The organism is Nonomuraea jabiensis, from assembly GCF_014204795.1.
Taxonomy (GTDB): domain Bacteria; phylum Actinomycetota; class Actinomycetes; order Streptosporangiales; family Streptosporangiaceae; genus Nonomuraea; species Nonomuraea jabiensis.
The window spans coordinates 8,297,852-8,320,226 of sequence record NZ_JACHMB010000001.1 but is presented as its reverse complement, the minus strand read 5'-3'; the positions used below and the strand labels follow the sequence as shown (position 1 = coordinate 8,320,226).

The 22,375-nt window shown below is 73.3% G+C and carries 22 protein-coding genes; 11 read left to right on the top strand and 11 right to left on the bottom strand.

The window, feature by feature from the left end:
• Nucleotides 1–9: 9 nt before the first annotated feature.
• From HD596_RS37895 to HD596_RS37885, 3 genes are all read left to right on the top strand, one after another.
• Nucleotides 10–702, top strand: a complete 693-nt coding sequence (locus tag HD596_RS37895) for an HAD family hydrolase (protein ID WP_185074280.1) — start codon at nt 10–12, stop codon at nt 700–702.
• 63 nt (nt 703–765) lie between these two features.
• Nucleotides 766–2,190, top strand: coding sequence for an NADP-dependent phosphogluconate dehydrogenase (gene gnd / locus HD596_RS37890; protein WP_185074279.1), 1,425 nt, complete (start codon nt 766–768; stop codon nt 2,188–2,190).
• 307 nt (nt 2,191–2,497) lie between these two features.
• Nucleotides 2,498–2,848 carry a VOC family protein gene (locus HD596_RS37885; protein WP_185074278.1) on the top strand — a complete coding sequence of 117 codons (351 nt, stop codon included), beginning with the start codon at nt 2,498–2,500 and terminating at the stop codon, nt 2,846–2,848.
• 27 nt (nt 2,849–2,875) lie between these two features.
• On the opposite strand, the gene HD596_RS65105 is transcribed toward HD596_RS37885, so the two are convergent.
• From HD596_RS65105 to HD596_RS37870, 3 genes are read right to left on the bottom strand one after another with little or no spacing between them, the layout of a single operon-like run.
• Nucleotides 2,876–4,300 (bottom strand): helix-turn-helix domain-containing protein, encoded by a 1,425-nt coding sequence (locus HD596_RS65105; protein WP_313045905.1) that lies wholly within the window; start codon nt 4,298–4,300, stop codon nt 2,876–2,878.
• A gap of 35 nt (nt 4,301–4,335) precedes the next feature.
• Nucleotides 4,336–5,115 carry an acyl-CoA thioesterase domain-containing protein gene (locus tag HD596_RS37875; protein ID WP_313045903.1) on the bottom strand — a complete coding sequence of 260 codons (780 nt, stop codon included), beginning with the start codon at nt 5,113–5,115 and terminating at the stop codon, nt 4,336–4,338.
• A 4-nt stretch (nt 5,116–5,119) separates the two neighbouring features.
• Complete coding sequence (locus tag HD596_RS37870; RefSeq protein WP_185074277.1) at nt 5,120–6,064, bottom strand: helix-turn-helix transcriptional regulator; 945 nt, start codon at nt 6,062–6,064, stop codon at nt 5,120–5,122.
• 51 nt (nt 6,065–6,115) lie between these two features.
• Here HD596_RS37870 and HD596_RS37865 point away from each other — a divergent pair, with 51 nt between their 5' ends.
• Complete coding sequence (locus HD596_RS37865; RefSeq protein WP_246555135.1) at nt 6,116–7,210, top strand: epoxide hydrolase family protein; 1,095 nt, start codon at nt 6,116–6,118, stop codon at nt 7,208–7,210.
• On the opposite strand, the gene HD596_RS37860 is transcribed toward HD596_RS37865, so the two are convergent.
• Both HD596_RS37860 and HD596_RS37855 read right to left on the bottom strand, forming a co-directional pair.
• On the bottom strand, nt 7,183–7,416 hold the full coding sequence (locus tag HD596_RS37860) for a hypothetical protein (protein ID WP_185074275.1): 234 nt from the start codon (nt 7,414–7,416) through the stop codon (nt 7,183–7,185). The two genes, HD596_RS37865 and HD596_RS37860, sit on opposite strands and share 28 nt — an antisense overlap.
• Before the next feature lie 13 nt (nt 7,417–7,429).
• The gene (locus tag HD596_RS37855) at nt 7,430–8,542 is read right to left on the bottom strand and encodes an inorganic phosphate transporter (RefSeq protein ID WP_185074274.1); all 1,113 of its coding nucleotides are present in this window, start codon (nt 8,540–8,542) and stop codon (nt 7,430–7,432) included.
• Nucleotides 8,543–8,764: 222 nt separating this feature from the next.
• On the opposite strand from HD596_RS37855, the gene HD596_RS62470 reads away from it, so the two are divergent.
• Together HD596_RS62470 and HD596_RS37845 are read left to right on the top strand one after the other, a co-directional pair.
• Nucleotides 8,765–9,397: a glycosyltransferase gene (locus tag HD596_RS62470; RefSeq protein WP_221519689.1), complete on the top strand. Its 633-nt coding sequence runs from the start codon at nt 8,765–8,767 to the stop codon at nt 9,395–9,397.
• Nucleotides 9,385–9,816 carry a type II toxin-antitoxin system PemK/MazF family toxin gene (locus HD596_RS37845; protein WP_185074273.1) on the top strand — a complete coding sequence of 144 codons (432 nt, stop codon included), beginning with the start codon at nt 9,385–9,387 and terminating at the stop codon, nt 9,814–9,816. The genes HD596_RS62470 and HD596_RS37845 overlap by 13 nt, the downstream gene beginning before the upstream one ends.
• Nucleotides 9,817–9,823: 7 nt before the next feature.
• Here the strand turns inward: HD596_RS37845 and HD596_RS37840 are convergent, their stop codons facing one another.
• The gene (locus tag HD596_RS37840) at nt 9,824–10,822 is read right to left on the bottom strand and encodes a LacI family DNA-binding transcriptional regulator (RefSeq protein ID WP_185074272.1); all 999 of its coding nucleotides are present in this window, start codon (nt 10,820–10,822) and stop codon (nt 9,824–9,826) included.
• Nucleotides 10,823–11,002: 180 nt separating this feature from the next.
• Nucleotides 11,003–11,305: a hypothetical protein gene (locus HD596_RS37835; RefSeq protein WP_185074271.1), complete on the bottom strand. Its 303-nt coding sequence runs from the start codon at nt 11,303–11,305 to the stop codon at nt 11,003–11,005.
• A gap of 195 nt (nt 11,306–11,500) precedes the next feature.
• On the opposite strand from HD596_RS37835, the gene HD596_RS37830 reads away from it, so the two are divergent.
• Nucleotides 11,501–12,811 carry a hypothetical protein gene (locus HD596_RS37830; RefSeq protein WP_185074270.1) on the top strand — a complete coding sequence of 437 codons (1,311 nt, stop codon included), beginning with the start codon at nt 11,501–11,503 and terminating at the stop codon, nt 12,809–12,811.
• Here HD596_RS37830 and HD596_RS37825 read toward each other — a convergent pair.
• From HD596_RS37825 to HD596_RS37815, 3 genes are all read right to left on the bottom strand, one after another.
• Nucleotides 12,808–13,215, bottom strand: a complete 408-nt coding sequence (locus tag HD596_RS37825) for a MerR family transcriptional regulator (protein ID WP_185074269.1) — start codon at nt 13,213–13,215, stop codon at nt 12,808–12,810. The two genes, HD596_RS37830 and HD596_RS37825, sit on opposite strands and share 4 nt — an antisense overlap.
• 9 nt (nt 13,216–13,224) lie before the next feature.
• The gene (locus tag HD596_RS37820; protein ID WP_221519688.1) at nt 13,225–14,001 is read right to left on the bottom strand and encodes an SDR family NAD(P)-dependent oxidoreductase; all 777 of its coding nucleotides are present in this window, start codon (nt 13,999–14,001) and stop codon (nt 13,225–13,227) included.
• Between the two features lie 214 nt (nt 14,002–14,215).
• Nucleotides 14,216–15,112 (bottom strand): hypothetical protein, encoded by an 897-nt coding sequence (locus HD596_RS37815; RefSeq protein WP_185074268.1) that lies wholly within the window; start codon nt 15,110–15,112, stop codon nt 14,216–14,218.
• Between the two features lie 147 nt (nt 15,113–15,259).
• On the opposite strand from HD596_RS37815, the gene HD596_RS37810 reads away from it, so the two are divergent.
• The 4 genes from HD596_RS37810 (at nt 15,260) to HD596_RS37795 (ending at nt 19,539) form a co-directional block, all read left to right on the top strand.
• Nucleotides 15,260–16,510, top strand: a complete 1,251-nt coding sequence (locus HD596_RS37810; RefSeq protein ID WP_185074267.1) for an NAD(P)/FAD-dependent oxidoreductase — start codon at nt 15,260–15,262, stop codon at nt 16,508–16,510.
• A 62-nt stretch (nt 16,511–16,572) separates the two neighbouring features.
• On the top strand, nt 16,573–17,184 hold the full coding sequence (locus HD596_RS37805; RefSeq protein ID WP_246555134.1) for a DUF3152 domain-containing protein: 612 nt from the start codon (nt 16,573–16,575) through the stop codon (nt 17,182–17,184).
• A 273-nt stretch (nt 17,185–17,457) separates the two neighbouring features.
• Nucleotides 17,458–18,579 carry an MBL fold metallo-hydrolase gene (locus HD596_RS37800; protein ID WP_185074266.1) on the top strand — a complete coding sequence of 374 codons (1,122 nt, stop codon included), beginning with the start codon at nt 17,458–17,460 and terminating at the stop codon, nt 18,577–18,579.
• 45 nt (nt 18,580–18,624) lie between these two features.
• Nucleotides 18,625–19,539 carry a pirin family protein gene (locus tag HD596_RS37795; protein ID WP_185074265.1) on the top strand — a complete coding sequence of 305 codons (915 nt, stop codon included), beginning with the start codon at nt 18,625–18,627 and terminating at the stop codon, nt 19,537–19,539.
• Here the strand turns inward: HD596_RS37795 and HD596_RS64095 are convergent.
• Nucleotides 19,536–22,298, bottom strand: a complete 2,763-nt coding sequence (locus tag HD596_RS64095) for a protein kinase domain-containing protein (RefSeq protein ID WP_185074264.1) — start codon at nt 22,296–22,298, stop codon at nt 19,536–19,538. The genes HD596_RS37795 and HD596_RS64095 overlap by 4 nt on opposite strands.
• Nucleotides 22,299–22,375 lie beyond the last annotated feature (77 nt).

Genomic DNA, 22,375 nt, shown 5'->3' with positions numbered 1-22,375 from the left:
CATGGACCCATGAGCGAGTTTCCGGAGGCCCCGACGCCCGCCTTCCTGTTCGACCTGGACGGCACCCTGATAGACAGCGTTTACCAGCACGTCATCGCGTGGCGGCAGGCGTTGTCGAGCATGGGGATCGACCTGTCGGTGTGGCGGATCCACCGGCGCATCGGCATGAGCGGCGGGCTGTTCGTCAGCGCGCTGCTGCGCGAGACCGGGCTGAAGCTGACGCGGGAGCAGATCGACCAGTTGCAGACCACCCACATGGAGGCGTACGAGCAGCAGGTCCACTCCGTCCGGCCGCTGCCCGGCGCGGCGGAGCTGCTGTCGGAGCTGACCTCGCGCGGCGTGCCGTGGGCGATCGCCACCAGCGGGTACGCCCGCACGGCGCGGCTCGCGCTGGGCATGCTGGGCCTGCCGGACGACACCCCGATGATCACGCGTGACATGGTGCGCCGGGCGAAGCCGGACCCCGACCTGTTCCTGGCCGGTGCGGCACTGGTCCAGGTGGACCCGGCGCATGCCATGGTGGTGGGCGACAGCGTCTGGGACCTGCTCGCCGCCCGCCGGGCCGGCGCGCTGGGCATCGGGTTGCAGTCCGGTGGGTACGGCAGGGACGAGCTCGAACGCGCCGGCGCCTTCAGGGTCTACGCCGATCCGGCAGACATGCTGGACAGGCTCGACGAACTCGGCGTCCGGCAGTCCGACTGATGTTGGAATATCCCCTGGAACCACCGAGCTGGATCATGCGTATCCCCCACAAAGGAGCTTGAGATGGACTTGGCAGACATCGGCGTCACCGGCCTGGCCACCATGGGGCGCAACCTGGCCCGCAACCTGGCCAGGCACGGATACGCGGTAGCCGTGCACAACCGCACATATGGGCGCACCCAGCAGCTGGTCAAGGAGTTCGGCGGGGAGGGCACGTTCGTCCCGTCCGAGGACCTGGCCGCCTTCGTGGCCTCGCTGAAGCGGCCACGGCGGGCGATCATCATGGTGAAGGCGGGGGCGGGCACCGACGCGGTGATCGACCAGCTCGCCGACCTGATGGAGCCGGGCGACATGATCGTCGACGGCGGCAACGCCCACTTCGACGACACCCGGCGGCGCGAGGCGGCGCTGCGCGAGCGCGGCCTGCACTTCGTCGGCACCGGCATCTCGGGCGGCGAGGAAGGCGCGCTGAACGGGCCCAGCATCATGCCGGGCGGCTCGAAGGAGTCGTGGGAGGCGCTCGGCCCGATCCTGCAGGACATCTCGGCCAAGGTGGACGGGGTGCCGTGCTGCGTCCACGTCGGCCCCGACGGTGCCGGACATTTCGTGAAAATGGTCCACAACGGCATCGAGTATTCGGACATGCAGCTCATCGCCGAGTCGTACGACCTGCTGCGCCAGGCCCTGGGCGCGACTCCGGCCGAGCTGGCCTCGGTGTTCCGCGAGTGGAACCGGGGCGAGCTGGACTCGTACCTGATCGAGATCACCGCCGAGGTGCTCGACCAGGTGGACGCCGAGACGGGCAAGCCGTTCGTGGACGTCGTCGTGGACCAGGCCGAGCAGAAGGGCACCGGCCGGTGGACCGTGCAGAGCGCGCTCGACCTGGGCGTGCCCGTGACCGGCATCGCCGAGGCGACCTTCGCCCGCGCCCTGTCCGGCCACCCGGAGCAGCGCGCCGCCGCCGCTTCCCTGCAGGGGCCCGGCCTGTCCGGGGTCGGGGGGCGCGAGCTGGTGGAGGACGTCCGGCAGGCCCTGTACGCGTCCAAGATCGTCGCGTACGCGCAGGGCTTCGACCAGATGGCCGCCGCCTCCCGCGAGTACGGCTGGGACCTCGACCTGGGGGCCATGGCCACGATCTGGCGCGGCGGCTGCATCATCCGGGCCAAGTTCCTGGACCGGATCCGGGCCGCGTACGACGCCAACCCGGCCCTGCCGACCCTCCTGGCCGACCCGACCTTCGCGGCCGCGCTGGACGCGGGGCAGGAGGCCTGGCGGCGCGTGGTGACGACGGCGGTGCAGATCGGCGTGCCCACGCCCGGCTTCTCGTCGGCCCTGGCCTACTACGACGGCCTGCGCCGCGACCGGCTCCCGGCCGCGCTGATCCAGGGGCTGCGCGACTACTTCGGCGCCCACACCTACCGCCGGGTGGACAAGGAAGGCTCCTTCCACACGGACTGGTCCGGCGACCGCACCGAACACCCGGCCTGACCCACACCACCACCCGCACCCGACCGCCGCCCCCGGAGCCCCGTCGGCCACACCACCCGGCCGCCCAGCGCCCCGGCCCCGGTCCCGGCCGCGCCACCACCGCCGCGCCCCGGCCGCACCGGTAAGCAGCGGCCCTACCGGTAGACGGCGGTCAGGTGTGGTGGCGGTCGATGCGGTGGCACCCCGGCAACCGGGAGCGGTGGCAACCGGGCACGGTGGCAACCGGGCACGGTGGCGGTCAATGTGGGGGGGCGGTGGTGCAAGGATGTTCAAGACCTGGCCGCCGCGTCGCCGCCAGGCTGGGCGCATGACAGCGACACTTACCTCCATCGTCATCGACTGCGCCGATCCCGCCACCCTGGCGTCCTTCTACGCCCAGGCCACCGGCTGGCGGATCACCTCAGGCGACCCCGACTTCGTCAGCCTCGAGGGCGGCCCGGTCTCGGTCGGTTTCCAGCGGATCGACGGCTACCGGGGCCCGGCCTGGCCGGACAGCGGGAAGCACGTGCACCTCGACTTCATGGTCCCCGACGTCGAGGCCGCCATGAAGGAACTGGCCGAGCTCGGCGCCACCATGCCCGACTTCCAGCCGGGCGGCGGCGACTGGACCGTGCTCCTCGACCCCGAAGGCCACCCCTTCTGCATCATGCCCGGCTGACTCGCTTGGTGCCCCGCGCGCTCTCGTTCAGGGAGTGCGGGGGGCGAGCAGGCGGCGCAGGGCGGTCGGGGTGTGGCCGACGTGGTGGCGGATCGTCCGGGTGAGATGCGCCTGGTCGGCGAACCCGAGGTCGGCGGCCAGCCCGGCCAGGCTCGGCTCGCCGTTCTCCAGCCGGTCGAGCGCCCGGCCCACGCGCACGCGGTTGCGGTAGTGGGTCAGTGAGACGCCCAGCTCCCGGGTGAACGCCCGGCTGAGCTGGTACGGCGAGACGGCCAGGAGCTCGGCCAGCGACATCAGCCCACCGGCCGCCGGATGATCGGCGGCGATGGCCTCCCGGGCAGCATCGGTGATCGCCGCACCGGATCTCACCCCGCCGCCCCTGGAACGACCCACCGGGGAGGGCCGCCTTTCGATCGCATCCACCTCCCCGACGCCCCGCCCCCTGGTGGCAGCTCCCACGCCACCCGCCCCGGCGCCGACCGTCCGAGAAGCAGACGCTCCGACGACGTCGATATCGGCGCCACCCGACCGAGGGCCGGGCATCACGCCGGCGATCGCCTCAGTGACGCTCAGCCGGACAGCGGACGCTCCAGCGGCATCGGGATCCCCGCCACCCGGCCAGGGGACGGGCATCACGTCGGCGATCGCCTCAGTGACGCTCAGCCGGACAGCGGACGCTCCAGCGGCATCGGGATCCCCGCCACCCGGCCAGGGGACGGGCATCACGTCGGCACCGCCCGGCCGAGGGGCGGGTGCGGCGCTGGCGGCGGCCTCACCACCACCCGGCCGAGAAGCAGGCGCCGCACTGGCGGCGGCCTCACCACCACCCGGCCGAGGGGCGGGCGGCGCGCTGGTGGTGGCCTCGGTGGCACCCGTCCCGAGAGCCGGCGCTTCGGGGCTGTCCGGCGCGAAGGCGGGCGCCGTCGTCCTGGGCACGGACGCCTCCGCGGTGCTCGCTCCGGGGCGAAGCATGGCACCCGAGCCGGAAGAGGCCGCCGCAGGCCGTGGGCCCAGTTGGGCGAGGGCGGCGCCGATGAGGGAGAGCAAGGACTCGGCCAGCTCGAAAGCCGTGTCCCCGCCCCGCACCGCCGCCAGCACCTTCCGATGGGCGAGGTCGAGCCGGGCGTCCACGTACAGGGTCGGCCGCCCCGGCGGGCCCTCCCCCGCGAGGGTGCGCCACAGCTCCGGCGTCAGCGACACCGAGGTGCACACGTCGCCCCCCGCCGGATGGGCGAAGTGCTCCTCCTCGCCGGGCACCCCGAGGTAGGCCATCGTCGGGTCGATCACGGCGGCCCGGCCGTCCGCCTTGCGCCGGAACAGGCCCCGGCGCACCAGCACCAGGCGGTGCCCGGAGCCCAGCTCCGCCGCCGACCACCCGCGATGGTCGTCGACGCAGGTCACGGCATCGAGATGGAACCCGTCCCCGGCAGCGAGACGCACAGCTGAACGCACCCGCGGAACGTTACGCCACGGGTACGACAATCCCGTCAGGACTGGCGGCCGCCGATGCCGACCGTGTTGGCGACCGCCGTGACCACGCAGAACCCGAACGGCCCGCTCGCGTCATGCATGGTGACGTGCCCCGTGGCGACCCCGCCGGCGGACAGGTGGCCGGTGGCCTCGACCCCGATCAGCTCCGCGGACGGGAGCCGGGCGAGCGTCAGCGTGTAGTCGGCGTTGATGAAGCGCAGCCCGTCCACCCCGGAGTTGCTCAGCGGGCTGGCGAAGTCGGCGGCCAGCGCCGCGCGTACGAACGGCGTCAAAGGCTCCTCGTCCACCAGCGGATACGACTCCCGCAGCCACACCCGTCCCGGCCCGGGCGCCGCCCACTCGGTCACGCGCCACAGGTCGAACGGCGGCTTCCACGAGGCCTGCCCGTCCACCGGCGGCCCGGAGGGCGCGGGCGTGTCCCACGGGGGCGTGACGAACGTCTGCTCCCCCTCCGGCTGCTCCCCCTGCCGCAGCAGCACCGCGCCGGCCCGCCCGATCGCCCCCTGCTCGGTGGTGATCACGGCGTCGGCCACGAGGATCCTGCGCCCGGCCCGGACCAGCGAGGTCTCCACCGTGACCGGCACCATCGGGCTGTTGCGGAACAGGTCGACCGTCAGGCGGGCGAACTGCAGCCCCGGCTGGGCGTAACGCCGCTCGATGGCGCGGGCGGCGAGCCCGCCGAGCAGGCGGCCGTGGAGCATGTCGGGGGACCAGGGACCTCGGGCGTGCGGCGCGGGCACCAGCTCGCCCTTCTTCTGCGTGAAGAAGGCTGACACAGAATCAGATTCTAGAGCAGAGCAGCCGTTCCCCGAGAGCACGCAGGTGTTCCTTCAGCTCCACGGGCTCCAGCACCTCGAAGTCCACGTCCAGGAACGCCACCACCATGGCCATCATGCGCAGGTCGTCGCCGCGCAGGGTGAGCAGGCAGGTGTGCTCGTCCACCGGCTCGACGGTGCCCGCCGTCCGGCCCTCGATCCGCTCGGCGGGGGCGCGCAGCAGGAAGCGGCTCTCGTACGGCCACATCTCGTGCGCGAGGCGGTGCTGCACCCAGGCGGCGACGTCGGGGGCGGGCGGCTCGCGCGGTGTGAAGCGGGGGCCGTTCGGGGTCCGCAGGCGCATCCGGTCGGCCCGGTAGGTGCGCCAGTCGCCGCGGTCGGCGTCCCAGCCGACCAGGTACCAGCGGTTGCCCTTGGTGACGAGGCGGTGCGGCTCGGCCCTCCTGAGCGCGCTGTCGCCCCGGTGGCCGGTGTAGTCGAAGCGGAGCTGCTCGTGGTCGCGGCAGGCGGCGGCCACGCGGGTGAGCACGTCCGCGTCCACGGTGGGGCCCTCGCGATTGATGCGTACGGTGTGCCGCTGCAGCGTGTTGACCCGCCAGCGCAGGCGGGCGGGCAGGACCTGTTCGAGCTTGGCCAGCGCGCGCAGGGAGGTCTCCTCGATGCCGGTCACGGTGCCGTTCGCGGCGGTGCGCAGGCCGACCGCGACCGCCACGGCCTCCTCGTCGTCGAGCAGCAGCGGCGGCAGCTCCGCGCCCGCGCCCAGCCGGTAGCCGCCGCAGACGCCCGGCGTCGAGTGGACCGGGTAGCCGAGGCCGCGCAGCCGGTCGACGTCGCGGCGCACCGTCCGGGGGGCGACGCCGAGCCGCTCCGCCAGGTCCGCGCCGGACCACTCGCTCCGGGCCTGCAGGAGGGCCAGCAGGCGCAGCAATCTTGCCGAGGTCTCCAACACGGGGTCCATTGTGGCCCGAACCTGGCCGCAATGGCTCCTAGCGTTGCGGGCATGGACGCATTCGTCATCGACATATCCCAGGACCGGCTCGACGACCTGCGCGAGCGGCTGGAGCGCACCCGCTCGCCCGACGCCCTCGACGGCGTCGGCTGGTCGTACGGGGTGCCGCCCGAAGCGGTGCGCGAGCTGGCCGCGTACTGGCTGGACGGCTACTCCTGGCGCGCGCACGAGGCCAGGCTCAACGCGTTCCCGCAGTACACGACCGTGATCGACGGGCAGCGCGTGCACTTCGCGCACGTGCGCTCGCCCCGGTCCGACGCGCTGCCGCTGCTGCTGACGCACGGCTGGCCCAGCACGTTCGCGGACTTCTCGCGCGTCGCCGGGCCGCTCAGCCGGGACTTCCACCTGGTCATCCCGTCCATCCCGGGGTTCGCGTTCTCGGGTCCGACGGCGGAGCCGGGCTGGGGCGTGCGGCGGGTCGCCGCCGCCTGGGTGGAGCTGATGGCGCGGCTCGGCTACGAGCGGTACGGCACGCAGGGCGGCGACTTCGGCGCCCTGGTCTCCCCCGCCGTGGCACGGCTGGCGCCCGAACGGGTGGTCGGCGTGCACGTGAACGCGCTCACCGCGTTCGTCACCGACGACATGTCGGGCCTGACCGAGGCCGAGCTGGAGCGGGCCCGGGGCGTCGAGCGGTGGCGGAAGGAGTTCTCCGGGTACGCCGCCATCCAGGGCACCAGGCCGCAGACGCTCGCGTACGCCCTGGCGGACTCACCGGCCGGGCTGCTCGGCTGGACCCTCGACGCGTTCGCCTCCTGGGGGCAGGACGTGGGCGGGGTCCCCGCCGACGACGTCCTCACCGACGTCACCATCCTCTGGCTCACCGGCACGGCGGGCTCCTCCACCCGCATCTACCGGGAGAGCGGCGGCGACTGGGCGGTTCCGGACGCGCCGGGCGGGACCCCGACGGGCGTGGCGGTCTTCCCCGGGGACAGCACGGTCCGGCGCTACGCCGAGCGGGCGCACAACGTGGTGCACTGGTCGGAGTTCGCGACGGGCGGCCACTACGCCGCCCTGGAGGCCCCCGAGCTGCTGGCCGCCGACATCAGAACGTTCTTCGCTCAGTGGAACTGCGGGACGATCAAATAGATGCCGTACAGCACGACGGCGGCGCAGGCGGTGAAGCACAGGACGGCCGCGGCCAGGCCGCCGGCGCCGGTGCCGCTCCCCCGCTCCTGGGCGGACTGGCGGGCGGCGAGCGCCAGCGCGCCGAGCGAGAAGACCGCCACGACGACCACGCTGACGGCCAGGCTGACGACGAAGACCTGCCCGAGGGCGTCCCATTTGATGTTCATCGGCGTCCGCCCTTCAGACCGGGGCAGGCACGTCGTTGACGTTGCCCGCGTGAACGGGTTCTCTCCGGCCGGCCGCGTACAGGCCGCCCGCCGCCGCGATCGCCACCAGCGCGGTGACGGCGACGCCGAGGGTGCCGGTGGTGGCCACGGCCGCCACGACCGCGCCCACCGCGGCGGCGGCCGGCAGGGTCAGCAGCCAGGCCAGCGCCATCCGGCCCGCCACGCTCCAGCGCACCTTGGCCAGCCGGCGGCCCAGCCCGGTGCCGAGGATCGCGCCGGACACCACCTGCGTGGTCGACAGCGCGAACCCCAGGTGGGAGGAGGCGAGGATGACCGTGGTCGCGCTCGCCTCGGCGGCGAAGCCCTGCGGCGACTCGATCTCGGTGAGGCCCTTGCCCATGGTGCGGATGATCCGCCAGCCCCCGAGGTACGTGCCCAGCCCGATGGCCAGCCCGGCGGCGGCGATCACCCACAGCGGCGGGTTCGAGCCGGAGGCCAGCGCCCCGGAGGAGATCAGCGTGAGCGTGATGACGCCCATGGTCTTCTGGGCGTCGTTGGTGCCGTGGGCCAGCGACACCAGCGAGGCCGAGACGATCTGCCCGAACCGGAACGTGCCCGTCACCGACTCGTGCCGGGACCTGGCGGTGAGCGAGTACGCCAGGAAGGTGGCGGTCATCGCGACGAACCCGGCGATCAGCGGCGAGGCCACCGCCGGGATGAGGATCTTCTGCACCACCGTGCCGAAGTTCACGCCCTGGATGCCGGCGCCCACCCACACCGCGCCGATGAGCCCGCCGAACAGCGCGTGCGAGGAGCTGGACGGCAGCCCCAGGAGCCAGGTGAGCAGGTTCCACAGGATCGCGCCGATCAGCCCCGCGAAGATCATCGGCGGGGTCACCAGGGTGTCGTCCACGATCCCGCCCGAGATCGTCCTGGCCACCTCGACCGACAGGAACGCGCCCACCACGTTCAGCACGCCCGAGATCGCCACCGCCACTTTCGGCCGCAGCGCGCCGGTCGCGATCGAGGTGGCCATCGCGTTGGCCGTGTCGTGGAAGCCGTTGGTGAAGTCGAACGCCAGCGCCGTGATGATCACCACGGCGACCAGGAACGTCACGTGCTCCATGAGGGTTTCCCCATCGTCTCGACGTCACCAGGACGATAGACCGCGGCGATGAACCGGCCGTGAACTCCTGCCGGCCACCATGCATACCTCCGGCACCGCCCCCTGCATGAGCTCGGCGCCGGCTACGCGGCGGCGGGACACGAGCCCGTCCTGGTCGTCCCCGGCGCGGCGGCCCGCGACGAGCGGACCCCGGCCGGACGGGTCATCACCCTGCCGGGACCGGTGGTCCCCGGCCTCGGCGGCTACCGGGTGATCACCGCCCGCGGCGCGCTGACCGTGGTGTGCACGACCGGCTGGGCCGCGGCCGAGTTCGCCAGGCTGGGCGTTCCCAACCTGGTCCGGGTGCCGCTCGGCGTGGACCTCGCCACGTTCTCCCCGAGCGCCTCGACCCCGGCCTGCGCTCCCGCCTGGCCGCGCGGGGCAAGGCGCTGCTGGTGCACTGCGGCCGCCTGTCCCCCCGAGAAGCGGCCCGACCGCTCCATCCGCGCCCTCGCCGAGCTGCGCCGCAGGGGCGTGCCGGCCGTGCTCGCGGTGGCCGGCGACGGCCCGCTGCGGGCCAGGCTCACCCGGCTGGCCGACGGGCTGCCGGTCCGCTTCCTCGGCCACCTCGCCGACCGGGACGCGCTGGCCGCGCTGCTCGCGACCGCGGACGTGGCCCTCGCGCCCGGCCCGGTGGAGACGTTCGGCCTGGTCGCGCTGGAGGCGCTGGCCAGCGGCACCCCGGTCGTGGCCACGCGGGACAGCACCCTGCCCGAGGTCATCGGCCCGGCGGGGGCAGCCGGCCGCCCCGCGAGGAGGGGATCCGGCTGGATTTCGGCGGCGCGCCGCCGTAGGCTCCCCCAATGCGCGATCTAGGTGAGGACCCCCGGCCCGTCAGGGGCGCGGTACGCGAGATCCACTCCCTCGGCGGCTCGGCCACCCTGTCCTACTCCCCCGACCTCGACGGCCTGGCCGACCCGGGGGAGATCGTCTGGGCCTGGGTCCCTTACGAGGAGGACCCGTCCCGCGGCAAGGACCGTCCCCTGCTGGTCGTGGGCCGGACCGGGCGCAGGCTCCTCGGCGTGATGCTGTCCAGCAAGGGCGACGACGGGCCCGACTGGGTGGAGCTGGGCGCCTGGGGCCGGGACGGGCGGGTGTCGTACGTGCGGCTGGACCGGGTGTTCGTGCTGGACGAGGACGACATCCGGCGCGAGGGCGCGGTGCTCGACGGCGACCGCTTTGCGCGGGTGGCGGCCCGGCTCATGAAGACCTACGGCTGGGACGCCGCCCGGTAGCGGCGGGTCACCTGGTGGAGGCGCGTGCCACCAGGTCGGGCTGGAAGATCACCTGGCGGTGCTCGTGGCCGTCGGGCCGGCCGGCCTCCTCCAGCAGCATCAGGGCCGCCGTGTGGCCGAGCTGCTCGCGCGGCTGCCGGATGGACGACAGCGGCACGGCGGCCGCCGCGGCGAAGTCGATGTCGTCGTACCCGAGGATGGCCAGGTCGCCCGGGACCCGCAGCCCGCGCTGCGTCATCTCCTGCAGCACCCCGATGGCCACCAGGTCGTTGGCGCAGAAGACCGCGGTGGGCCGCTCGGACGGCGGCCGGGTGGCGATCTCCTCGCCGGCCAGCCGCCCGGTGGCGATGGTGAGATCGGGCAGGGGGATGACGGTCAGCCGGTCGTCCGGCGGGAGCACGGCGGACAGGCCCTCGTGCCGCTCCCGCACCTGGCGGACGGTGAACGGCCCGCCGGCGAAGGCGATGTGGCGGTGCCCCCGCTCGCGCAGGTGCCGGCCGGCCATCCGCCCGCCGAGCACGTCGTCGACCGCGACCGCGCAGCCGTGGCTGTGCGGGGCCGAGCTGTCGAAGCGCACCACCGGGATGCCGCGCGAGACGAGCCGGCTCAGCCGCTCCTCCTCGGCGCTGTCGTTGACCGGCGTGATCAGGACGCCCAGCGGCCGCTGCTCCTCGAACGTCTCCAGCAGCCCCGCCTCACGGTCGGCGTCCTTGTTGCTGTTGAACACCATCACGGTGAGCCCGGCCCGCTGCGCGGCGGTCTCGACGCCGCGCAGCACGTCGATGAAGAACGGGTTGGCCAGGTCGAGCGCGACCACGCCGATGGTCCGGCTGTGGCCGGCCCGCAGCTGCCGGGCGGAGCCGTTGCGGACGTAGCCGAGCCGGGCGATCGCGGCCCGCACCCGCAGCCGGGTGTCGGGGGCCACCATGTCGGGCCGGTTGAGCACATTGCTCACCGTGCCGACGGAGACCCCGGCGAGCCGGGCGACCTCTTTGATGCTCGACATCGTTCCTCGTCGCAGGCGTGAAGTCGCTATGATCATAACGCCTTCGACCAGGGGTTCGACACTACCGGCGACAACCTCCGTCCGAGGCCGCCAGGCCGGTCGCGGGGTTGCCGCTCGGAGAGACCGGCCGCACCGCCCCGGACAGGGCGCGGTGCGGCCGCGCGGCTATGACAGCGGTGGTCAGGTCAGCGCCTGGAAGGAGTAGTGCAGACCGTATTCGGTGTTGTCCCAGGCGTGCACGAGGATGGCCTCGCCGTCACAGGCATTGTCGGGGAAGACGAGGATCGGGCCGTCGGTTTCGTTGATCACGGCATGGAAGCCCGGGCCGAGGTCGTGGCATTCGCTGGGCCGCGGGTCCCCGATCCCCCACGTGGCTTCGCCGAGGGTGCGGATGATCACGGATCCCGAGGCGGCGGAGGCAGGGGTGGCGGTGAGCGTGACGGCCGTGGCGGCCACGGTCAGCACGGCGAGGATGGAACGCATATCAGATCCCTTCTAGAAGAGACAACCCCCTAATCATGCACACTCCGTAGTCGGTTAGCCACTTATAGCGAGCGGGACACGGCGGCGCGTCAGACGCCGACGCGCGGGGTCTCCCAGGGCTGCGGTGGACTCTTCGCACATTAGGGCGTTAAAGAGGGGCCAAGGAGGGACCCGGGGCCAGTAAGTTGAGGGGCCGTGTCGAGAAGATCGCGATTATGGTGGCTCACCGCGCTCCTGGCCTCGGTGGCGGGGACCCTGTACGTGCGCTTGCTGCCGGAGTCCTTCAGCTACGGCTACTTCGGTTTCGCCTCATGCCCCGGCCATGACGCGACCTCGGAGATCTCGGCCGTGCTGTGGCCGGTGACCGCGTGGGTGCCGCTGTTCTGGTACGGCGGGGGGCCGGTGGTGGTGCTGGCCTTCGCGGTGCACTGGCTGACCTCGTGGCTGGGGCGGCCGTGGATCGGGCGGCTGTTCGCCTGGATCGCGGCGGTCGCGCTCGTGCTGGTGGCCGGGTCCGGCCCCGTGGCCGTGGCCGTGGATCTGGTGCTGGACCGGGGCTGCCTGGACGTGTGGGGCGGGCCGGAGGGCGTCGCGTACCTCACCGGCTGGCAGGTCGGTCCCGCCACGGCGGCGCTCTGCATGCTGGCCGCGGTGCGCAACCCCCGATACCTGGTGCGGCGGACGCTGCGGGCGCGGTGGTTCCGGCGCGGGCTCGCCGTCTCGGCCGCGCTGGGGCTGCTGGCGTTCGCGCCGGTGAGCGACTTCGTTCCGGGGCCGGTCAGCAAATGCGGGGATTCGCGGGATCCTGAGCAGGTCTTCCTGTGCACGATGCACCAGAGGGGACTTTTCACGAAGGTGGGCGACCATCTGGCGCTGGCCTACGGGCGCCGGCAGTGTGCCGCCTTCCCCGCTCCGGGCATCGATCCGTACCTCATCGCGAGCATCTGCCCGCCGGCCGCCGAGGTGGCACGGCGGGAGCGAGCGGCGGAACAGGCCGAGATCCAGGCCGAGGATGCGAGAAGCCAGAAGATCTGCGACGCGGACCGGCACCGGCCCCGGGTCAGGCCCGTCCGGGTCGCCCACGATCGGATCTTCACCGACTACGGCGTGATCGAAGCCCTGGAGACTGAGGACTGGGATGACGATCTGCTGACCACGGCGCAGGACGACGGGCTGGTCGCCACCGGCCCGGGGCATCTCATGATCCTCACGCACTCCGACTACGAGAACTGCGTCACCGTCGAGGCGTACAGGCAGCGGCCTCCCCTGGAGAAGAAGGGCTGGGACCGCGTGGTCGAGGTCGGCTACGCCAGCCCGTCGGGAACGATCGAACTGGGCGACGCCATGGGCGGACCCCAGATGCCCAACATGGCTTTCGCCGGCAAGGGCACCTACCGCATCCGGGTCCACTATCGGGAGCCCGGGTGGGAGGAGTTCACCCCCCAGCACCTCCTCATCCAGATCTTCCCTGGTCGGCGCGGCCAGAGGGCGGTGCGCCACGATTAGCCGGGGCGGGTGTAGGCGGGGTGGCGAGCGATGATGCCGGGTTGCCGCGGCGTCGCGGCATTGCCGGTCAGGGCCTGCACGAGCCGGTCCCGTACGGCGCTCAGCTCGGCGATCCGCTCCTCCAGCGCCGCGACCTTCCTGCTCACCGCTGCCACGCTGGGCGGGCAGGCCGGCCCCAGCGAGACCTCGCCGTCGTCCAGGCACGGCAGGAAGCCCCGTACGTCCTGGGCGGTGAAGCCGTTCGACAGCAGGAGCTGGATGTTGCGGACCCTGGTCACCGCGTCGCTGTCGTAGCGCCGATATCCGTTGGAGGTCCGTTCCGGCTGGAGCAGGCCCTGCTGCTCGTAATAGCGCAGGGCCCGGACGGTGACGCCGCTCGCCCGCGCCAGCTCCCCGATCAGCACCGTCCCAGCTTATGTCCTTTGTCCCGCCGCCACGGAGAGACCGCCGTCGACGCGGACCACCGTGCCGGTGAGGTAGCCGGCCTCGGGCCGCGCCACGTTCACGATCCACCAGGCGATCTCGCCGGGCTGGGCGATACGGCCGAGCGGGATGCGTTCGGTGAGTCCCTCGCCCAAGGCGGCGATCTGCTCCCGGGTGAACCCGGCGTGCGCCATCACGGGCGTGGCGGTGATGCCGGGCGCCACGGACACGACCCGCACACCCTTGGGCGCGAGCTCGACCGCCCAGGTGGCCGTCAGGAAGTCGAGGGCGACCTTGGTCGAGCCGTAGACCGAGTTGTCCGGCCAGCCGTAGGAGGGCGGATTGGAGGACACGTTCACGATCGTCCCCCTCGCGGAGGCCAGGTGCGGCAGGGCGGCCTGGGCCAGGAAGAGGGGAGCGAGGAGATTGGTGGCGATCTGCTCCTCGGCGGTACGGCGATCGATCGTCCCGAGCGCGGCGGGCCGGGTGATCGCGGCATTGTTGACCAGCACATCGATCCGGCCCAGCCGCCGCACCGCCGCCTCGACGATCCGCTCGGGCCCGTCGGCCGCCGCACCGTCCGCCGCGAAGGCGCTGATCGAGGGATACGCGGCAGCGGCCTCCTCCAGGCGCGCGGCGGTGCGCCCGGTCACCAGCACCTGCGCGCCCTCGGCGGCGAACCGGTGAGCCGTGGCGCGGCCGATCCCCGTGCCGCCTCCGGTGATGACCACGCACTTGCCCTCCAGGCTGCCCGAAATGTCGCCCATGAGCGTCCTCTCTGTCTTTCAGGTGAGTGAACGCGACGCTAAAGGCTGACCTGGGCGTCAAGGTCAAACCGGGAGCCTGGGCTCGGGACCGCCTGACGCGACCTCAGCTCTCCGGTCTGCCCCTGGGGCAGCGGCCTGCCGTCCGCCGGGCAGCCACTGGCAGGTCGCGACGTGGGTCTCCGTCGTTCCCGCGACCGCCGGATCCCCTTCGCTCTCACAGCGGCACGATCAGGGCCTGGGGGCGGTCGGCGGGGAAGGCCCAGATGTGCTTGCCGGCCGCGATCATCAGCGCCAGGCGGGCCTTCAGGTCCAGCCGGATCACGCGGACGGCGGCCCCCGCGGCCGGGTCCAGCACGAACAGGTCGCGCTCCCCGCCCGCCAGCACCCCGTGCGCGCAGACCAGGAACGGCACCGGCCCCTTCGGCACCTTCACGAACCTGCGTGGTTCCCCCGACCAGGCGGACACCCGCTCCAGGCCGCCCGCCACGCTGATCCACAGGGAGCCCGCGCAGACGGTCATGCCGCCGCGCTCGCGGGTCCAGAGGTCCACCTCTCGCGGGCCGCCGCGTACCAGGGTGTCCCGCTTCGACGTCCACCACAGCCGCTCGCCCTCGACCGCGCACCGGTCCAGGCCGGGTAACTCCACCGGCTCGCCGAAGTCGCCGGGCGCGGTCAGCCTGCGTGCCCGCTCCGCCCCGACGGCCCAGATCTCGCCGCCGCCCGCGAGCACGCGGCCGTCGAAGGGCGCGGTGGCGAGCGGGGCGCCGGCGGGGTCGAGCCAGTGGACCCGGCCCTCGGCGGTCCCCGCCAGCGTTCCCCGCAGCGGGCTCTGCGATAACGAGCCCAGATGGGGCGGCCCCGCGAACGTCCTGGGCACGACCACGGTCTCGGGCAACGCGCCCGGCACGCCCGCCGTGCGCGGCACCGTGGCCGGGACCGCCGCCAGGGAGCTCAGCTCCGGCAGCCGCACCGCCTCGCCGCTGTCCAGCGGGGTGCCGGAGGCGGTGTAGACCCGCATCCGGCCGGCCGCCGAGCACCACACCGTGGTCCCGTCCGACGCGGCGACCCGGGCGGGCCACGGCAGGTCGATCCTCGTGACGGCGACGTCCATGCGCTGACCATAGCCCTCTGGTTCCCGGGCGCCAGCACCCGCCCGGCCACTGGAGCGAGCACTGAGAGGCCCGCGCGGGGGTATGCGGTAGGTAAGGGGGCGATCCCCGTATCAGCCGAGGCCAGGCGGACTGGGATCATGGGGCGCATGCGTGTTGTGGTGATCGGGAGCGGCATCGTCGGGGCCGGTGCGGCCTACTACCTGAGCCGGCGGGGCGCCGCCGTGACCGTGGTGGACGGCGGGTATCCGGGCGAGGCCACCCAGGCGGGGGCCGGCATCGTGTGCCCGTGGGTGGACCACCCGGAGGACGACGACTGGTACCGGCTGACCCGCGAGGGCACCCGCCGCTACCCGGAGCTGGTGGAGGCGCTGGGCGAGGACATCGGCTACGCCAAGGTGGGCGCGCTGCTGGTCGCCGCGGATCCGGCCGATCTGGAGCCGGTGCGCGCCTTGCTGCGCCGCCGGTACGCCGGCGCGCCCGAGATGGGCGACGTCATCGACGTGGCGACCCCGTCCGAGCTGTTCCCGCCGCTGTCCGACGACCTGAGCGCCATCCTGGTGCCGGGGGCGGCACGCGTGGACGGCTGCTCGGTCCGCGACGAGCTCCTGCGCGCCGCCGTGGCGCAGGGGGCGCGGGTACGCGTGGGCGCCGCGCGGCTCACCGCGGGCGGTGAGGTGCTCGTGCACGCCCTGGCCGGCGAGGCGCCCGCCGAGGGCGAGCCGTGGACCCCGGCCCAGCCGCCTGCGGGGTCGGCTGCGGGGGTGCCCGACGAGCCCCTCGACCAGGGCGGGTCCTGGCGGCAGGGCGCGCCCACGGCGCGGGCGGCCGAGCCTCCCGTGCCGATGGGGGCGCGCCGGTTCGCCGGCGAGGGCGAGCCGCTCGACGCCGACATGGTGATCGTGGCCGCCGGGGCCTGGACGGGCGAGGTGTGCCGGCCCTTGGGCGTGGAGCTGCCGGTGTTCCCCAGGCGGGGGCAGATCATGCACGTGACGCTGGAGGGCGTGGACACCGCGTGGTGGCCGATCGTGCTGCCGCGGGTCGGGCCGTACCTGCTGGGCTTCCCCGACTCCCGCGTCGTGATCGGGGCGACCGTGGAGGACGTGGGGTTCGCGCCGCGGGTCACGCTGGGCGGGCTGGACGAGGTGATCCAGGCGGGGCTGCGGGTGGCGCCGGGGCTGTTCAACGCGACCGTCGCGGAGACCAGGGTCGGCCTGCGCCCCGTGTACGCTCCCGGCTCCCCCCTCATCGGGCCGGTGACCGGGCGCGTGGTGGTGGCGACGGGCCTGAGCGCGTACGGGCTGACGGCGGGCCCGTTCACCGGCGAGATCGCCGCCGCGCTCGCCCTCGGCGAGGAGCCGCCCATCGACATCACGCCTTACGCGCCCGCCGTCGGATAATCCCAGCAAGCACTGACGTAACATCAGATTCCTCCCCACCGTGACGCTGTGGGGAGGCCGCGTTGCCGCTGCTCGCGCTCTTGATGCTGCTCCTGCTGGTGACCTCCTGCGCCTCCGCGCCGCCCGCGCCGCCCGCGCCGGCACCCGTGCCCGTGCCCCCGCCGACCCGGCCCTCCCCCACCCCCAGCAAGCGGCCGCCCGCCAAGGAGGTGTGGGTCCCGTACGCCGCCTCGGGCCGGTACACGGTCGTGCCCGGCGGCGCGCCGGCCCGGCCGGGCTCCGGGGAGGTGGTGCGGTACCTGGTGGAGGTGGAGGCCGGCCTGCCGTTCGAGCCGGCCGCGTTCGCCGCCCACGTGCATCGGGTGCTCAACGACGTACGCGGCTGGGCGCGCTTCGAACGCGTCGACCACGGCCCGGTGCGGGTCCGCGTCGCCCTGTCCAGCCCCTTGCTCACCACCCTCCAGTGCCGGCCGCTGCGCACCGGGGGCGAACTGTCCTGCTGGAACGGCACCCGCTCGGTCATCAACGCCCTGCGCTGGGCGAAGGGCGTCCCGCAGTACCGCGGGGACCTGGCCGCGTACCGGGCCTACCTGATCAGCCACGAGGTCGGGCACAGCCTGGGACACGGCCACGAGAGCCCTGTCCTGGGCCCGGGCGGCTCGCGCCCGTCATGACCCAGCAGTCGAAGTCGCTGGACGGCTGCCGTCCCAACCCGTGGCCCTTCCCCGAGCGGAGCCGGGAACCAGGGTGCGGCGACACCCCGCCCGATGACGGCAGGGGCTGCCGCGGGGCGCGAGGATGACGACCGGTAGGTTCTTCCGGTCGATGAGGTCACTGCGCGTTGGGGAGCGTCAGCCTGACCTATCGCGATATATCGTAGGACGGGAACACCGGGGAATCCCGCTCGGTTGAGCGGGATGCACAGACTTTCCAGGGGAGTGTGGCTGATGGCAGGAATGCGTACGGCACGGCGGGTCCTCGCGGGTGGCGTGGCCCTGGCGGCTGCGGGCTGGGCGTTGCGCGAGGTCCCCGCCGAGCTGGGCGTACGGCCTCTGACGTCGGGGCCGGATCGGGCGGCGCGGATGCGCCGCTCGCCGCAGTTCAGGGACGGCACGTTCTTCAACCCGATGTCGGAACCGACCACCATGATGACGGCCCCGCCCGCCGGCCTGCTCGGCGAGCTGGCCAAGAACAAGGAGCAGCGCCGCCCCGCGGGCCCCATCCCGCTGCGCGTCCCGCCGTCCGGCCCGCCGCCCGCCGACGGCCTGCGCGCGATCTGGTACGGCCACGCCTCGACGCTGGTGGAGATCGAGGGCAAGCGGGTGCTGTTCGACCCGGTGTGGAGCAAGCGGCCCTCCCCTTCGCAGTTCGTCGGCCCCAAGCGGCACCACCCGATGCCCGTCGAGCTCGGCGAGCTGCCGGTGGTCGACGCCATCGCGATCTCGCACGACCACTACGACCACCTCGACCTGGCGACCGTGCGCATGCTCATCAGGACGCAGAAGGCTCCCTTCCTGGTGCCGCTGGGCATCGGGGCGCACCTGGAGCGGTGGGGCGTGCCGGCGTTCCGGATCATCGAGCTCGACTGGGAGGAGGAGGCCGAGGTGGCGGGGCTGCGCTTCGTCGCCACGGCGGCCCGGCACTTCTCCGGCCGGTCCTTCACCCGTAATGACACGTTGTGGGGATCCTGGGTGGTGGCCGGGGCGAACAAGCGGGTCTTCTACGCGGGCGACTCCGGCTACTTCGAGGGCTACCGGGGCATCGGGTCGTCGCACGGGCCGTTCGACCTGACGCTGATGCCGATCGGCGCCTACAGCCCCGCCTGGCCCGACATCCACATGAACCCGGAGGAGGCCGTCAACGCCCACCTCGACCTGGGCGGTTCGCTGCTGCTCCCCGTCCACTGGGCGACCTTCACGCTGGCCCTGCACCCGTGGTCGGAGCCGGTGGAACGGCTGTGGCGCGAGTCCAAGGCACGCGACGTCAAGATCGTCGTCCCCCGGCCCGGCGAGGCCGTGGACACCTCCGCCGCCCCGGTGGTGGAGGGCTGGTGGGAGCTCCTCGGCTGAGCCCCTGCCCGCCGGCTGCGCCCGCGCTGCCCGTACAGTCGTGGCGTGAGCAACCTGGAGCTTGACCCGCAGGAGATCCGCTGCGGCACCGAGGCGGGCGCGGACGGCGAGGTGCTGATGGGCCGCGAGGTGCCGCTGGGCGGGCCACGCGCGATGACGGTCAGCAGGACGCTGCCGGGCGTGCACCGGCGCATGATCGGCACGTGGTGCTTCGTGGACGCCTACGGGCCGCAGCGCGCCACGATGCGGGTGCCGCCGCACCCGCACACCGGGCTGCAGACGGTGAGCTGGCTGGTCGAGGGCGAGGTGCTGCACCGCGACAGCCTGGGCAGCCTGCAGGAGATCCGCCCCGGCCAGCTCAACCTGATGACCGCCGGCCGGGGCATCTCCCATTCGGAGGAGTCGCCGGAGACCGTGCTGCACGGGGTGCAGCTGTGGGTGGCGCTGCCCGGCGAACACCGGCACACCGGGCCCGCGTTCGAACACCATCCGGCGCTGCCCGTGCTCACGGGGCCCGGTTTCGAGGCGACCGTCGCCATGGGGTCGCTCGGCGGGGTCGCATCGCCCGCCACCGCGTTCAGCCCGCTGGTGGGGGCCGAGATCGCGGTGGACGGCACGTGCGAGGTGCCGCTGTCGCCCGGGTTCGAGCACGGCGTGCTGCTGCTCGACGGCGCGGTCGAGCGGCTGGAGCCCGGGCCGCTGGTCTACCTGCCGCCGGGGCGGTCCGCGCTGCGGCTGTCGGGGCGCGGCCGGGTCCTGCTGATCGGCGGCGAGCCCTTCGGCGAGGAGATCGTCATGTGGTGGAACTTCGTCGGCCGCTCCCACGACGAGATCGCCGCGTTCCGCAAGGACTGGATGGAGGGCGAGGGGTTCGGCGCCGTCGAGGGGTTCGACGGGGCGCCGCTCCCCGCGCCCGTCCTGCCCACCACGCGGCTGAAGCCGCGCGGCCGGGTGCGCTAGCCCTTCTGGAACGTGTAGACCACCTGGAGATCGTCGCCCCTGGTCGGGATCTCGGCCAGCAGGCGCACCATCTTCCCGGTGAAGTCGATCACCTGGACCTGCTGCTTGTCTGAGGTGCCGTCCGGGCGCACCCAGCAGAGCAGGTGATCGTCGTCGAACCAGGCGGCCAGGCTGCCGCAGGCCGACTCGATCCGCTTCACCTCGGCGCCGGTCCGGCTGTCGTACACGCAGTTGTTGCCGCTCTCCAGACCCGGGCAGTCGGTGACGAACCGCCTGCCCGACGGCGAGAACAGCTCGTCGGCGATGCCGGCGCCCACGTTCGGGATGCGGCGGACGCGCAGGCCGTTCGCGTCGAAGAAGCGCAGGACCTGCTGCGAGGCGTCGACCGACATGGCGACCACGCCGGTGTCGGTGTCGTCGAAGCCGTACCTGATGTTCTTCAGCGAGCTCTCCCTGAGCGAGGCGACCGTGGCCTGCCTGGTGGTCACGTCCACGATGGCGAAGCCGGTCGACTGCCAGGTGTCCTTGACGGGGTTGCCGACGTTGAACAGCACGCGGGTGCTGTCGCGGGACCAGGCCTGGATGTACGCGCTGAGCGGCTGGCGGGAGGTCTTGACCGAGAAGCGCTCGCCCGTCGTCTTGTCGGTGATCTCCACGGAGTCGTAGTGGTCGGTGAAGCTCTTGCCGCGTTGGGCGAGGTAGCGGCCGTCCGGGGAGAGCATGCTCTCCCACTGGTCCTGATATTTCGTGAAACCTCCCGTCAGGGAGTCGCGGGCGTAGTACACCCAGTCCTTGGACTTGGTGTCCCTGACCATGTACGTCGTCAGCCTGACCGGGTCGTCCGGGCTCTCGTACACGGTGGCGTCGGTGTCGGGGAGCCGGACCGAGGTGAGGTTCGCGGTCGGGACCGGGGACACGGTGGGGGTCGGGGACGCCGTCGTGGTGTTCGGGACGGGTGTGGGGAGTGCTTGCGGTCTGGACGGCAGGTTGATGACGGTCACCACGACGATGGCGATCGCCGCCACCAGCGCCACGCCCGCGATGGCTCCCCCGATCAGCCAGTTCCTCCGGTTGCCGGCGGACGGGCTTGGGGGCGGGCTGCCGTACGGGATGCCTCTGGGTGGGGTGCCCGGCTGGTGGAAGGGGGCGGGCGGCTCGAACCCCGGGCGCCCGCCGGGGGGCGGCGGCTGATCCCCACCCAACGGCCGGTACTGGCTCGGTGGCGGCGGGTTCGACGGGTTCGACGGGTTCGGCGAGGGATATGGAGGCTGGGGATACGGCGGCTGGGGGTGCGGCGGCTGGGGGTGCGGCGGCTGCGGGTACGGCGGCTGAGGGTACGGCGGCTGAGGGTACGGCGGCTGAGGATGCGACTGCTGCGGGTAGGACGGCTGGGGATGCGGCTGCTGCTGCCCGGCCCACACCTGCGGCCCAGACCCACCGGCCCGATCACCGCCCGGCACCCGCCACGCAGACCCTCCACCCCCCGAGACCCCGCCTCCGACCGACCCCACGTCACCAGACGGCGCCCCACCACCAGCCGCGCCCGCACCACCGCGCGGCACCTCGCCGCCATCGGAAGGCGCGCCTCCACGCGACGCCTCGCCACCAGCCCAGCCCGCACCACCGCCCGGCACCTCGCCGCCATCGGAAGGCGCGCCTCCACGCGACGCCTCGCCACCAGCCCAGCCCGCACCACCACGCGACGCCTCGCCACCAGCCGAAGGCGCGCCCCCACGCGACGCCTCGCCACCCGCTGAGGATCCGGCACCCGCCGAAGGCCCCGCCCCCGGCGAATACGCCCCACCCGACGACTGTTCACCCCCCGGTCCGGGCGCCCCGCCCGGTGAAGACGTGGTGCCCGCCGGCGGTGCGGCGCCCGGCGAAGAGGCGGCACCCGCCGGGGCGGCGCCGAGGGCGGCGGCGGCCTGGTGGAGGGCGTCCGGGTTCGAGGTCGGGTGCTCCAGGAGGCGGTGGATCACCTGCTCGGCAGTCGGCCGCCGCCCGGGATCCTTGGACAGGCAGGCCGCGACCAGATCGCGCAACGTCCCCGTCAACCGCCCCAGGTCCGGCTCGGCGTTGAGCACGCGCTGCACGGTCGCGGGCATGTTGCCGGCCGCGAACGGCCCCGCGCCGGAGGCCGCGAAGACGATGGTGCACGCCCAGGCGAACATGTCGGCCGCCGGCCCGGCGGGATCCCCGAGGAGTTGCTCGGGCGCCAGGAACGCCGAGTCCCCCACGGGCACGGTCGTGTCGCCGGAGGTCACGTCGAACGCCCTGGCGATGCCGAACCCGATCACCCTGGGCCCCTCGCTGCCCAGCAGCACGTTGCCGGGGCTGAAGTCGCGGTGCACGATGCCGGCCTGGTGGATGGCGGCGAGGGCGGTGGCGGTGCCGATGGCCAGCCGGTGCAGCGCGGGCCCGATGCGCGGCCCCTCCTCGCACACCGCGCGCTCCAGCGTCAGGCCGTCCACGTACTCGCTGACGATGTACGGGCGGCCCTCGTGCACGCCGCTGTCCAGCACCTTCGCGGTGCAGAACGGCGCCACCCGCTGCGCCGCCGCCACCTCCCTGGCGAACCGCTCCGCCGCCGCCCCGTCACCCGCCAGCTCGGGCCGCAGCCATTTGACGGCCGCCTGCCTCCCCTGCTCGTCGACGCCCAGATAGACGACACCCTGAACGCCTTCTCCCAGCCGTCCCCGGATCTCGTAGCCTCCGAGACCGGAGGGATCTCCTGCTCTGAGTTCAGTTATCGGCGGCATGGCCGCATTATGAGCGCCGAATCTTGCAAACGGCTAACATCAATCGTGAGCATTCCTCCCGTCCGCGTGGCGGCAGA